Source organism: Klebsiella grimontii, assembly GCF_042137965.1.
In the GTDB taxonomy this organism is placed as follows: domain Bacteria; phylum Pseudomonadota; class Gammaproteobacteria; order Enterobacterales; family Enterobacteriaceae; genus Klebsiella; species Klebsiella grimontii.
Genome location: NZ_CP169721.1, coordinates 4,480,952 through 4,494,568 on the forward strand (window position 1 = coordinate 4,480,952; position 13,617 = coordinate 4,494,568).

Annotated in this window: 10 protein-coding genes; 8 read left to right on the forward strand and 2 right to left on the reverse strand. The window is 60.2% G+C overall.

The window, feature by feature from the left end; translation table 11 throughout:
• Window positions 1–19: 19 nt before the first annotated feature.
• From uhpC to fbpC, 4 genes are all read left to right on the forward strand, one after another.
• Window positions 20–1,321: an MFS transporter family glucose-6-phosphate receptor UhpC gene (gene uhpC, locus ACE3MN_RS21040; protein ID WP_024359087.1), complete on the forward strand. Its 1,302-nt coding sequence runs from the start codon at window positions 20–22 to the stop codon at window positions 1,319–1,321.
• Complete coding sequence (locus ACE3MN_RS21045) at window positions 1,321–2,352, forward strand: ABC transporter substrate-binding protein (protein ID WP_004133724.1); 1,032 nt, start codon at window positions 1,321–1,323, stop codon at window positions 2,350–2,352. Before uhpC ends, ACE3MN_RS21045 begins: the two co-directional genes overlap by 1 nt.
• A gap of 69 nt (window positions 2,353–2,421) precedes the next feature.
• Window positions 2,422–4,500, forward strand: a complete 2,079-nt coding sequence (locus tag ACE3MN_RS21050) for an iron ABC transporter permease (protein ID WP_049087356.1) — start codon at window positions 2,422–2,424, stop codon at window positions 4,498–4,500.
• A gap of 11 nt (window positions 4,501–4,511) precedes the next feature.
• Window positions 4,512–5,558: a ferric ABC transporter ATP-binding protein gene (gene fbpC / locus ACE3MN_RS21055; protein WP_004133729.1), complete on the forward strand. Its 1,047-nt coding sequence runs from the start codon at window positions 4,512–4,514 to the stop codon at window positions 5,556–5,558.
• A gap of 89 nt (window positions 5,559–5,647) precedes the next feature.
• Here fbpC and mmuM read toward each other — a convergent pair whose 3' ends face one another.
• Window positions 5,648–6,580, reverse strand: coding sequence for a homocysteine S-methyltransferase (gene mmuM, locus ACE3MN_RS21060; protein ID WP_049087354.1), 933 nt, complete (start codon window positions 6,578–6,580; stop codon window positions 5,648–5,650).
• Window positions 6,567–7,973: an S-methylmethionine permease gene (gene mmuP / locus ACE3MN_RS21065; protein WP_024359090.1), complete on the reverse strand. Its 1,407-nt coding sequence runs from the start codon at window positions 7,971–7,973 to the stop codon at window positions 6,567–6,569. The genes mmuM and mmuP overlap by 14 nt, the downstream gene beginning before the upstream one ends.
• A 229-nt stretch (window positions 7,974–8,202) precedes the next feature.
• Between mmuP and ACE3MN_RS21070 the strand changes: the two genes are divergently transcribed.
• The 4 genes from ACE3MN_RS21070 to eutC all read left to right on the forward strand — a co-directional run bounded on the left by ACE3MN_RS21070 (window position 8,203) and on the right by eutC (window position 13,446).
• Window positions 8,203–9,585: a glycoside hydrolase family 28 protein gene (locus tag ACE3MN_RS21070; protein ID WP_375364164.1), complete on the forward strand. Its 1,383-nt coding sequence runs from the start codon at window positions 8,203–8,205 to the stop codon at window positions 9,583–9,585.
• 308 nt (window positions 9,586–9,893) lie between these two features.
• Entirely contained in the window at window positions 9,894–11,273 is a 1,380-nt protein-coding gene (gene eat, locus ACE3MN_RS21075; RefSeq protein ID WP_286454247.1) for an ethanolamine permease, read from the forward strand.
• An 11-nt stretch (window positions 11,274–11,284) separates the two neighbouring features.
• Complete coding sequence (locus ACE3MN_RS21080; protein WP_004133738.1) at window positions 11,285–12,673, forward strand: ethanolamine ammonia-lyase subunit EutB; 1,389 nt, start codon at window positions 11,285–11,287, stop codon at window positions 12,671–12,673.
• Window positions 12,670–13,446: an ethanolamine ammonia-lyase subunit EutC gene (gene eutC, locus ACE3MN_RS21085; RefSeq protein ID WP_004133740.1), complete on the forward strand. Its 777-nt coding sequence runs from the start codon at window positions 12,670–12,672 to the stop codon at window positions 13,444–13,446. The genes ACE3MN_RS21080 and eutC overlap by 4 nt, the downstream gene beginning before the upstream one ends.
• Window positions 13,447–13,617: the final 171 nt, after the last annotated feature.

Here is a 13,617-nt window from a genome sequence, read left to right on the forward strand (position 1 = left end):
CAGCAAAACGGAGACGGCTATGCACGCACGCTCAGCAACCGACATCAATCACCATTACCGGACGCTGCGTCCGCAGCTGCTGATGTACATGGTCATCGGATATGCGGCGTTTTACCTGACGCGCAAAAGCGTCAACTACGTATTGCCGGCGCTGCAAACGGATCTGGGGCTGGATAAAGGCGATATTGGCCTGCTGGGGTCGCTGTTTTATCTGACCTACGGCCTGTCGAAGTTTGCCGCCGGGCTGTGGCACGACAGCCACGGGCAGCGCTGGTTTATGGGCGCGGGCCTGTTCGCCACCGGTCTACTGAACGTGGTGTTCGCCTTCGGCGAGTCGCTGACGCTGCTGCTGGCGGTCTGGACGTTGAACGGATTTTTTCAGGGCTGGGGCTGGCCTCCCTGCGCCCGCCTGCTGACCCACTGGTACTCGCGCAACGAACGCGGCTTCTGGTGGGGCTGCTGGAATATGTCGATCAATATCGGCGGGGCGATTATCCCGCTGATTAGCGCCTTTGCCGCCCACTGGTGGGGCTGGCAGGCGGCGATGCTGGCACCGGGGATGATCAGCATGGCATCAGGCATCTGGTTAACGCTACAGCTGAAAGGAACGCCCCGCGAAGAGGGATTGCCTTCAGTAGGCAGCTGGCGTAACGACCCGCTGGAGCTGCGCCAGGAGCGGCAAAGCCCGCCGATGGGGCTATGGCAGATGCTGCGCACCACGATGCTGAAGAATCCGATGATCTGGCTGCTGGGCGTCTCTTACGTGCTGGTCTACCTGATCCGCATCGCGCTCAACGACTGGGGCAACATCTGGCTGACGGAGAGCCACGGCGTCAATCTGCTCAGCGCCAACGCCACGGTGATGCTGTTTGAAGCGGGCGGCCTGCTCGGGGCGCTGTTCGCCGGATGGGGTTCGGATCTGCTGTTCAGCGGCCAGCGGGCGCCGATGATTTTATTGTTCACGCTGGGGCTGATGGTCTCCGTCGCCGCGCTCTGGCTGGCGCCGGTGCACCACTACGCGCTGCTGGCGGTCTGTTTCTTTACGGTGGGCTTCTTCGTTTTTGGCCCGCAAATGCTGATTGGCCTCGCGGCGGTGGAGTGCGGACACAAAGCGGCGGCGGGTTCCATCAGCGGATTTCTCGGCCTGTTCGCCTATTTGGGGGCAGCGCTGGCGGGCTGGCCTCTGTCGCTGGTCATTGAACGCTACGGCTGGTCGGGGATGTTCAGTTTGCTCTCGGTCGCCGCAGTTCTGATGGGTTTATTGCTGATGCCGCTGCTGATGGCGAGCATTACTACCTCTGCTGCTCAAAGGATAAAATAATGAAAAAAACGCTGGTCACTACCCTGATTGCTTCCGGCATTGCGCTGGCGACGTTAAGCGGCGCGGCGCACGCCAAAGGTCGTCTGGTGGTCTATTGCAGCGCCACCAACGAAATGTGTGAGGCGGAAACCAAAGCCTTCGGCGAAAAATATGACGTGAAAACCTCATTTATTCGCAACGGTTCCGGCAGCACGCTGGCGAAGGTCGATGCCGAGAAGAAAAACCCGCAGGCGGATGTCTGGTACGGCGGCACCCTCGACCCGCAGTCCCAGGCCGGTGAAATGGGCCTGCTGCAGCCCTATAAATCGCCGAATCTTACGCAGGTCATGGAGCAGTTCCGCGATCCGGCGAAGCTGAAAGGCAACTACTCCTCGGCGGTGTACGTTGGCATTCTCGGCTTCGGCGTGAACACCCAGCGCCTGAAAGAGAAAAATCTGCCGGTGCCGAAATGCTGGAAAGATCTGACCAAACCGGAATATAAAGGCGAAATCCAGATTGCCGACCCGCAGAGTTCCGGCACCGCCTACACCGCGCTGGCGACCTTCGCCCAGCTGTGGGGGGACGATCAGGCTTTCGATTATCTTAAACAGCTCAACGCTAACGTCTCCCAGTACACGAAATCCGGTATCGCCCCGGCGCGCAACGCCGCCCGCGGTGAAACGGCCATCGGCATCGGCTTCCTGCACGACTATTCGCTGGAAAAAGAACAGGGCGCGCCGCTGGAGCTGATCTCGCCGTGCGAAGGCACCGGCTATGAAATTGGCGGCGTCAGTATCCTGAAGGGCGCGCGCAACCTCGACAACGCCAAACTGTTTGTCGACTGGGTGCTGTCGAAAGAGGCCCAGGAGCTGGCGTGGAAGAAAGGTAAGTCTTATCAGATCCTGACCAACACCACCGCCGAAACCTCGCCGAACTCGCTGAAGCTCGACGACCTGAAGCTCATCAACTATGACATGGATAAATACGGCTCAACGGACGTGCGTAAAGCGCTCATCAATAAATGGGTTAGCGAAGTGAAGATGGGTAAATAAGCCCGCATTGCGTTCATTTGCCGGGTGGCGGCATCAACGCCCTACCCGGCCTACGACACCGGAAAACTTATGTCACACACACTTACACTCCATCCCGTGAAAAAGCGGGATGCGATATTCCTTTGGGTTTTATTCGGCTGGCTGGCGTTTGCCCTGCTGCCGAGCTGGAGCCTGGATTACGGTCTGCTGGAGTCCACGAGCGATGAAATTCTCGCGGCCTACGGCTGGTCACAGCTGAATATCAGCTGGCTGTGGTATCTGCTGCCGAGCCTGCTGCTGATTCGTCCATGGCAGGAGGCGAGGCGGGAGCAGCGCAGCCGCCACTATCTCGATGCCGGCTGGGCGTTTTTATGTATGGCGTTTATCGTCGTCAGCGCCACCGTGGAAGGCCGCGGGTTAGGCTACGCCACCATCGTGCTGTTTGTCGCGCTGGGGGCCATCATGACCCTGGCGCTCACCCGCCTGGAATGGCTGGGCGGCGACCGCTTTGTGATCGGTTCGCTGGTCGCCATCGTGGCGTTAATCGGCGTCTTTATCGTCTGGCCGAGCATCGCTATTTTTATCCCGATGTTCACCAACGACGCGGGCGAATTTGCTCCGCTGGCGTTTATGGCCGTGCTGTCGCAGGCGCATATTGTCCAGGTCATTATTAACTCGATCGGCCTGTCAATTGCTGTAGGCGTCGGCTGCACCTTCTTTGGCCTGGTGCTGGCGATTTACACCACCCGCATCGCGAAGCGCAGCGCGATTATCGGCCGCATTTTCTCGATTCTGCCGATCGTCACCCCGCCGTTTGTCGTCGGCCTCGGCGTCACCCTGATGATGGGTCGTTCCGGCTACGTCACCGAACTGATGGTCGACTGGTTCGGCTTAACCAACACCAACTGGCTGTACGGATTTACCGGCATCTGGCTGGCGCAGGTGCTGGCGTTCACCCCGATGGCGTTTATGATCCTCGACGGCGCGATTAAGACCATTCATCCATCGCTGGAGGAGGCGTCGTACACCCTGCGCGCCAGCCGCTGGCAGACCTTCAACGGCGTCTTCGTCCCGCTGCTGAAACCGGCGCTGGCGAACGCGTTTTTAATCGTCATCGTTCAGTCGCTGGCCGACTTCAGCAACCCGCTGGTGCTCGGCGGCAACTTCGACGTGCTGGCGACGCAAATCTACTTCTATATCACCGGTTCGCAGCTCGATTATCAGGCCGCCAGTACCCTCGGCGCGTTCCTGCTGCTGTTCTCGCTGCTGGTGTTCTGCATTCAATATATGTGGATCGGCAAGCGTTCGTACGTCACGGTTTCCGGCAAGTCCTATCGCGGCGACGTGCAGCCGCTGCCGGTGACCCTGGTGTGGAGCGTGATCGCCATTCTGGCGGTGTGGATCGCCTTCAACGCCCTGCTCTACGGCAGCATTTTCTACGGCAGCTTTACCGTTAACTGGGGCGTGGACTACACCCTGACGCTGGATAACTTTATCAAGCTGTTCGGCCAGGGGATGAGTGACGGCGCCTGGCCTTCGCTGCTCGATACTCTGCTGTATGCCGGGATCGCCGCGCCGATCACCGCCGCCTTCGGCCTGCTGATCGCCTGGATCGTGGTGCGTCAGCAGTTTAAAGGCAAAAAGACCATCGAGTTCACCACCATGCTGTGCTTCGCGGTGCCGGGCACCGTGGCGGGCGTCTCCTATATTCTCGCCTTTAACAGCGCGCCGGTGTACCTCACCGGAACGGCGGCGATTGTGATTATCTCGATGGTGATGCGTAACGTGCCGGTCGGCATTCGGGCGGGCATTGCCGGTTTAGGCCAGATCGACAAATCGCTCGACGAAGCCTCGCTCAGCCTGCGCGCGGGTTCCCTGCGCACCATTACGCACATTCTGCTGCCGCTGCTGCGCCCGGCGATCCTCTCGGCGCTGATCTACAGCTTTGTGCGCGCCATTACCACCGTCAGCGCCATTGTGTTCCTCGTGACGCCGGACACCCGCGTCGCTACCGCCTATATCCTCAACCGGGTGGAAGACGGCGAATACGGCGTGGCGATCGCCTACGGATCGATTCTGATCGTTGTGATGCTGGCGATTATTTTCCTCTTTGACTGGCTGATCGGGGAGGCGCGTATCTCCCGTTCAAAAGCCAAAAACCAGGCGTAATGGAGCGCTCTATGAGTCAGAAAAATTTTGTTGAGCTGCGCAACGTCACCAAGCGATTCGGCAGCAACATGGTTATCGACAATATCAACCTCACCATCCCGCAGGGGCAAATGGTGACGCTGCTCGGCCCTTCCGGCTGCGGCAAGACCACCATCCTGCGCCTGGTGGCCGGGCTGGAAAAACCGAGCGAAGGGCAGATTTACATCGACGGTGAAGACGTCACCCACCGCTCCATTCAGCAGCGCGATATCTGTATGGTGTTTCAGTCGTACGCCCTGTTCCCGCATATGTCGCTGGGGGATAACGTCGGCTACGGCCTGAAAATGCTTGGCGTGCCGCGCGGCGACGTGAAAGCGCGGGTGAAAGAGGCGCTGGCGATGGTCGATCTGGAAGGATTCGAAGACCGCTATGTCGATCAGATCTCCGGCGGCCAGCAGCAGCGCGTGGCGCTGGCGCGCGCCCTGATCCTCAAGCCGAAGGTGCTGCTGTTTGACGAGCCGTTGAGTAACCTCGACGCCAACCTGCGGCGCAGCATGCGCGATAAGATCCGCGAACTGCAAAAGCAGTTTGATATCACCTCGCTGTACGTGACCCACGATCAGAGCGAAGCCTTTGCGGTTTCCGATACCGTGCTGGTGATGAACAAGGGGCATATCATGCAGATCGGCTCGCCGCAGGAGCTTTACCGCCAGCCCGCGTCGCGCTTTATGGCGAGCTTTATGGGCGACGCCAACCTGTTCCCGGCCGCCTTCAGCGAGGATTTTGTCGATATTTATGGCTATCGGCTGCCGAGGCCGCCGCATTTTGCCGCCCACGGCGAGGGCAGCGTCGGCGTCCGCCCGGAGGCGATCACCCTGAGCGATCGCGGCGAGGAGAGCCAGCGCTGCACGATCCGCCACGTGGCCTATATGGGGCCGCAGTATGAGGTGACGGTAGAGTGGCACGGGCAGGAGATCTTATTGCAGGTTAACGCCACCCGTCTGCAGCCGGACGTCGGCGAGCACTATTATCTCGAAATCCATCCGTACGGGATGTTTGTGTTAGCGGATGCCGGGTGATTGAGGCCGGGTAGCGCTCACGCTTAGCCGGCCTACGGTTCGTGCAGGTTGTAGGCCGGGTAAGGCATCAGCCGCCACCCGGCGCAAACTCAACGCCGCGCGTTCAATTCGGCAATATCCTTCGGCGTCGTGCGGCAGCAGCCGCCAATCAGCTTCGCCCCCGCCGCCAGCCACTGGGGTAAATATCCCGCCAGCGTTGCACAGGCTTCGCCGTGGTGATGCCAGGTTTTGGAGACCGGGTCATAGTGCTCGCCGGAATTAGGATAAACCACCAGCGGCAGCGCCGTCAGGCTATGCAGATGCGCCAGCGCGGCGGTGGTGTTCTCCAGCGCGATACAGTTAATTCCCAACGCCACCACCTGCGGATAGTTTGCCAGCACACCAATTACTTCCCGCAGCGGCGTGCCGTCGCTGAGGTGCTGCGCATCGCGCAGGGTAAACGAGAACCACGCCCGCGCGCGCGGATACGCGGTCAGCAGCTCCGCCAGCGCTTTAATCTCGGCGAAGTTGGGTAGGGTTTCGCAGGCCAGCAGATCGGCCCCGGCGTCGAGCAGCGCTTCCACGCGCGGACGATGAAACGCCTGAAATTCTTCATGGCTGCGGAGATAATCGCCGCGATACTCCGAGCCGTCCGCCAGGTAGGCGCCGTACGGCCCGACCGAACCGGCAACCAGCAGCGCGCCCGCCTGCGGGTTTTCCGCCAGGTACGCCTCCCGCGCCTTGCGGGCCAGCTCGACGCTTTTGCCGATCAGCGCTTTCGACTGCGCTTCATCCAGCCCGCGGGCGGCAAAGCCCGCCGGCGTCGCCTGATAGCTGGCGGTGATCGCCACCTGCGCGCCGGCGCGGAAATAGTCGAGGTGAACTTCGCGGATAAGCTCCGGGTTGTCGACCAGCACTTTCGCCGACCACAGGCTGTCGGCAAGATTACAGCCGCGCGCTTCCAGCTCCGTCGCCATCGCGCCGTCCAGCAGGATAAAGGGCCTTGCGTCAAGGAGGGCGGTTAACGGATTATTCTGCGACATGTTGAGGCTCCTGGGTGAGTTTCCGTGAACGAGTCAGATAATACGCACCATAACACAGGGCCACGAACGGGATCCCGCACCACAGCGCAATCCTCTGACTCGGGTCAAACGCCAGACCCACGCAGGCCACCAGGCAAAGGACAAATCCCAGCGCTGGCACCAGCGGATACCACGGCGCGCGGTAGTGCAGTTCGCTTAGCGCCTTCCCCTGCTGCAGATGACGGCGGCGGAACATAAAGTGCGAGGCGCAGATGCTCAGCCATACCGCCACCACCGCAAAGCCGGAAATCGCCGACAGCGCGACAAACACCGTATCCGGGGCCACGACGCTGGAGAACAGCGCCAGCACACCGCCGAGCATGCTCACCGAAATCGCCGTCAGCGGCACGCCGTTCCTGGTCAATTTGGTAAAACAGGCCGGCAGCGTGTTTTCATTGGAGAGCGACCACAGCATCCGCCCGGAGGCATAGAGGCCGGAGTTGGCCGCCGACAGAATCGCCGTCAGGATCACGAAGTTAAAAATATCCGCCGCGTAAGGAATGCCGACCTTTTCGAACACCAGCACAAACGGGCTTTTCTCTACCCCCGCCTGCTGCATCGGGATCAGCGCCGCCAGCACGAAGACGGTGCCGATAAAAAAGATAATCAGCCGGGCGATGGTGGTGCGAATGGCCACCGGAATGACTTTATGCGGATTTTCCGTTTCCCCGGCCGCAATGCCGATAAGCTCGGTGCCGGAGAAAGCGAAGTTGACCGCCACCATGGTCATCAGGATCGGCAGACCGCCGTGCGGGAACCAGCCTTCGGCGGTGATATTGCGCAGCCCCGGCGCCGGCGAGCCATCCTGCATCGGAATAATGCCAAAGATCGCCGCCCCGCCGAGAATGATAAAGGCAATAATGGTGATCACTTTCACCAGCGAGAACCAGAATTCACCTTCGGCAAAGAAGCGGGTAGAGATAACGTTGAGGGCGAAAATCACCGCGCAGAACACCACGCACCAGACCCATACCGGCACCTGCGGGAACCAGTACTGCATGCAGAATCCGGCGGCGGTGAAGCTGGAGCCAAGCGCCACGGTCCAGGTCAGCCAGTAGAGCCAGGCCACGGTATAGCCGGTCGCCGGGCCGAGATAGCGTGCGGCGTAGACGTGAAACGCCCCGGTTTCCGGCATCGCCACCGAGAGTTCGCCCAGACACTGCATCACCAGCCAGACCACCAGCGCGCCGATCAGATAGGCCAGCAGCGTGCCCGCCGCTCCGGTGGTGGAGATGATATAGCCGGTATTAAAGAATAACCCTGTGCCAATAACGCCACCCAGCGACAGCATGATCAGGTGGCGGGTCTTCATGGTGCGCTTAAGCTGCCCACCTTGTTGTTGTGTTGTTTGCATTTGACCCCATGGGCGTATAGACATCTAAACATCCAGATAAGAGATTCCTTATACCCCGCCTGTCGCCAAATTGCAAAGCCGCCGGGCCTGTCATCTATGCATTCGCCCAAATCATCATCGCCACTTATGGGCAGAATAACGACAAAAGAGAAACCGTGATCGCCGCACTCAATAAATCAAAACACTGGTGATAATTTTACAAAACAATAAACCAGAAAAGGATAATGCCATGATACCCCGCGCTTTGCCTCTGTGTGCCGCCGCTGCCGCCGTCGGCCTTCTACCGCTGCACGCCGCTCAGGCCGCGAGTTCCGTGAAGTTTCCCGATAAAGTCTGTGATATCACCCACTACGGCGCAGAGGGCCACCGGCTGCAAATCGCGCTCAACACCGATGCCATTCAAAAAGCGATTGATGACTGCGCTGCCGCCGGAGGGGGAACGGTGCGGGTGCCGAAAGGCAATTTCCTGACCAACCCGCTGTTTCTGAAAAACAATATTCAGCTTAAGCTGGAGAAAGACGCCACCCTGGTGGCCTCAACCGAAGAGGCCGCCTATCGCGGCGATGATAAAACCCGATACGCCGAAGCGGAGAACGGCTGGCTGCCGTTTATCAGCATCGCCGACGCGCAAAACGTGGCCATCGTCGGTGAAGGCACTATCGACGGCCAGGGCGCGGTATGGTGGGAGCGCTGGCGGGAAAATATCCGCGCCACCGGCAAGAAAGGCGGTACCGACCGGCCGCGGCTGATTTATATCACCCGCGCCAGCAACGTGCTTATTGACGGCGTGACCCTCACCCATTCACCCAGCTTCCACGTCGTCACCCGCTACGCGCACGATGTCGATATCAACGGCACGCGTATTCTTTCACCGTGGCATGCGCCAAACACCGACGCCATCGACCCTATCGATAGCCAGAATATCCGTATTACCAACAACTATATCGACTGTAACGACGACCATATTGCCATCAAGGCGGAGAAAGCCGACCCGCGCTTCCCGGACGGCGTGGTGGATAACATCTATATCGCCAACAACACTCTGAAGCAGGGGCGCGGGATCTCCATCGGCAGCGAGAGCGCAGGCGGCGTGAATAACGTGCGGGTGGAAAACAATACCTTCGAAGGTTCGATGTACGGCATTCGGATTAAAAGCCCGCGCGGCAAAGGCGGCGAGGTAAAAAATATCGTCTACCGCAACACCAGAATGCATAACGTTGAGGTGCCGCTGGTGTTCTCCGCTTATTACAAAGCCGCGCCGATTGTGCAGGCCGAGGTCGATAAGCTGCTGCAGGCGGGCGGCTTTACCCTCGGCGAACAGATCTATCCGCCGGACAGCGACCCGAAACAGCCCTTCGACAAATACAAGACCCCGCACTTCAGCAATATCACCGTTGAGAATTTAACCTCCACCGGCGACAGCAAAGCGGCGGCCTATATTATCGGTACCCCGGAAGCGCCGCTCAGCGGTTTCCATTTTAGCAACGTCAATATTGAAGCCGACCGCGGCCTGCGCATTCGCAACGCCGAGCTGGAGAGTAAAGGACTTAACCTGCAGGTAAAAGCAGGCCCGGTAATTCAAAAAGACGCTGGCGCCATCGTGCACCAGTAACGCCACATTTGCGGGCAGCTGCACCACGGCGACTCTCCCGCCGGGCGCGGTCTGCCCTTTTATCGATCGTCGTTGGCTTAGAGCCTATCCCAACAGGCGTAATCGTTGCAGACAGTTTGCACACGGACAGCGCGCAAGAACCAGAACGTACACGTAGTACGTGAGGACTCTGAGCACTGCCCAGGGCCAAACTGGCAAATAAGATAGCCCTAATGGGATAGGTTCTTAAACCGCCGCGTTTATCAGCGGTATGCCCTGGCATTCTCTTTGCAACTCTCCCGATATCTTTATCTGGCGAGGCAACGAACATGACAGAGCAAACCACAACGCTAAAAAGAACGCTCGGCAGTTTCCGCTTATGGGGGATCGCCGTTGGGCTGGTTATTTCCGGGGAGTATTTCGGCTGGAGCTACGGCTGGTCCCAGGCCGGGACGCTGGGCTTTATGATCGTCGCGCTGGCCATCGCCGCGATGTACTGCGCCTTTATTTTTAGCTTTACCGAGCTGACCACCGCCATTCCGCATGCGGGCGGGCCATTTGCCTACGCCTACCGCGCCTTTGGCCCGACCGGCGGGTTTATCGCCGGCTTCGCGACCCTGATTGAATTCGTCTTCGCCCCGCCCGCCATCGCCATGGCCATCGGCGCCTACCTTAACGTGCAGTTTCCGACGCTCGACCCCAAATGGGTAGCCTGCGGCGCCTATATTATCTTTATGACGCTGAATATTCTCGGCGTGGGCATTGCCGCCACCTTTGAGCTGGTGGTGACGTTATTAGCGATCTTCGAGCTGCTGGTATTTATGGGCGTGGTCGCGCCGGGCTTCTCGTGGAGCCACTTTACCGCTAACGGCTGGGCGGGCGCGGAGAGCTTCAGCGGCCTGGCGCTGCCGGGCATGTTTGCCGCCATCCCGTTTGCTATCTGGTTTTTTCTGGCGATTGAAGGCGCATCGATGGCCGCCGAAGAGGCTAAAGATCCGCAGCGCACCATTCCCCGGGCGCTGGGCGGCGGCATTCTGACCCTGACCGTACTGGCGATTGGCGTGATGATCTTTGCCGGCGGCGTGGGCGACTGGCGAACCCTGGCCAATATTAACGACCCGCTGCCGCAGGCGATGAAAATGGTGGTCGGCAACAGCAGCGGCTGGCTGCATATGCTGGTGTGGCTGGGGCTGTTCGGCCTGGTGGCGTCGTTCCACGGCATTATCATGGGCTACTCGCGACAGATTTACTCGCTGGCGCGCGCGGGCTATCTCCCCGCCAGCCTGGCGACGCTGAACCGCCGCACCCGCACGCCGCATCTGGCGATCCTCGCCGGCGGCGTGGTCGGCATCGCCGCCATTTTCTCCGATTCGCTGATCACTATTAGCGGGATGCCGCTGACCGCCTGTATCGTCACGATGTCGGTATTTGGCGCTATTGTTATGTATATCACCTCGATGGCGGCGCTGTTTAAACTGCGCCGCAGCGAGCCGAAGCTGATTCGACCGTTCCGCGCGCCGCTCTATCCGTGGGCGCCGGCCTTCGCCCTGGCGATGGCGGTACTCTGCCTGGTGGCGATGGTCTGGTACAACCCGCTGCTGGCGCTGATTTTCGCCGCCATGATGCTCGGCGGCTATCTGTGGTTTCGCAAGACCGCAGCGGCCCGCCAGCGCGCGGCGGTGGATCCGCAGCTGCGTACGGTCTCCTGAGGAGGCGACACATGTATAAAACTACGCTATCGGGCCAGGTATGGCGCTTTGATAGTCTGAAAACGCTGATGGCGAAAGCCTCTCCCGCACGTTCCGGCGACGCGCTGGCGGGGGTTATCGCCGGGTCCGCCGAAGAGCGGATGGCGGCAAAAATGGCGCTGGCGGAGGTTCCGCTCACCGAGATTCTCGATAATCCGCTGATCCCCTACGAGCAGGATGAGGTGACCCGGCTGATCCTCGATACCCACGACGCCCGGGGCTTCGCGGCGATTCGTCATCTGACGGTCGGCGATTTTCGCGACTGGCTGCTCGACGACGCCACCGACGAAGCGGCGCTGCGCCAGGTCGCCCGCGCGATAACCCCGGAGATGGCCGCCGCGGTCAGCAAACTGATGCGCAATCAGGATCTGATCCTCGCCGCCAGCAAATGCCGGGTGGTGACCCGTTTTCGCAACACTATCGGCCTGCCGGGGCGCCTGAGCGTGCGCCTGCAGCCCAATCACCCGACCGATGATATGAAAGGCATCGCCGCCAGCATGCTCGACGGCCTGCTGTACGGCGCCGGGGACGCGGTGATCGGCATTAACCCGGCCAGCGACAGCCTGCCGGTGCTGGCGCAGCTTAACCATATGCTCGACGATATTATTCAGCGCTTCGCCATCCCCACCCAGTCGTGTATTTTGACCCACGTCACCAACACCCTGCAGCTGATTGAGCGCGGCGCGCCGGTGGATCTGGTGTTCCAGTCGGTGGCCGGTACCGAAGCCGCCAACAGCGGTTTCGGCATTAATCTGGCGCTGCTGCAGGAGGCCAGAGAAGCGGCGCTTAGCCTGAACCGCGGCACGCTGGGCAACAACGTGATGTATTTTGAAACCGGCCAGGGCAGCTGCCTTTCCGCCAACGCCCACCACGGCGTTGATCAGCAGACCTGCGAAGCCCGCGCCTACGCCGTCGCCCGCCATTTCGAGCCGCTGCTGGTCAATACGGTGGTGGGCTTTATCGGCCCGGAGTATCTGTACGATGGTAAGCAGATTATCCGCGCCGGGCTGGAAGATCATTTCTGCGGCAAGCTGATGGGGCTGCCTATTGGCTGCGACGTTTGCTACACCAATCACGCCGAAGCGGATCAGGACGATATGGATACCCTGCTGACGCTGCTGTGCGCCGCCGGACTGACCTTTTTGATCGGCGTGCCGGGGGCTGACGATATTATGCTCAACTACCAAAGCACCTCGTTCCACGATGCCCTTTACGCCCGCCGTCTGCTGGGTTTGCAACATGCGCCTGAGTTCGCCGACTGGCTAACGAAGATGCAGATTATTGACCGCCACGGCGCGCTGCGTCTGACCGATGCCCGCCATCCGCTGCTTTCCGTCCTGCCGCAAGGAGAACCGGTATGAACCCTCCCGACGCCTGGAACCCGCTGCGCGAATTTACCGATGCGCGGATTGCGCTGGGCCGCAGCGGCGCCAGCCTGCCAACCCGCGAAGTGCTGAATTTCGGCCTCGCCCACGCCCGGGCGCGCGACGCTATCCACCAGCCTTTCGCCAGCGACCAGTTAGTCCAGCCGCTGGCGGAGCTGGGGCTGTCGACGCTGACCGTGCGTAGCGCCGCCAGCGATCGCCATATTTATCTGAATCGCCCGGATCTCGGGCGACAGCTGAACGAGGAGAGCCGCGCCGACCTCGCCGCCAGCGGCGCACGCCCCGCCGACCTGCTGCTGGTGATTGGCGACGGGCTATCGTCGTACGCCGTGCAGCGCCAGGCGGTGCCGCTGATCCGCGCTCTGCTGCCGTACCTGAAAACCCTCGAGCTGAGCCTCGCCCCGGTGGTGCTGGCGCACCAGTCGCGGGTCGCGCTCGGCGATGATATAGGCGAAACGCTGAAGGCCAGAGCGGTGGCGATATTAATTGGCGAAAGGCCCGGGCTCTCCTCGCCGGACAGCCTCGGGGTGTATTTAACCTGGCAGCCGCATCGCCAGCGGCTGGAGTCGGAGCGCAACTGTATTTCTAATATTCGTCCGGAAGGGCTGAGCTTTGATGCCGCCGCTTTTAAGCTGGCCTGGCTGCTGGAGCAGGCCTTTTTGCGGCGGCTTACCGGGGTGCGCCTGAAAGATGAAAGCGATAATCCGGCGCTGCATGGAAAAATAAAACCTTTGAGCCAATTAAAATAATAAGTCACGCGAGCAGCAGAATAGATTTTTAATATTATCGGGCGCACCTGAATATTATATTCTGGCGCGCGCTAAAATTGCGGATTTTCCAGGCCGGGTAAGGCGTCAGCCGCCACCCGGCAAAATGCGTTCAGCGTACCCAAAACAGGGTTGTCATCAGCCTTATGCCCT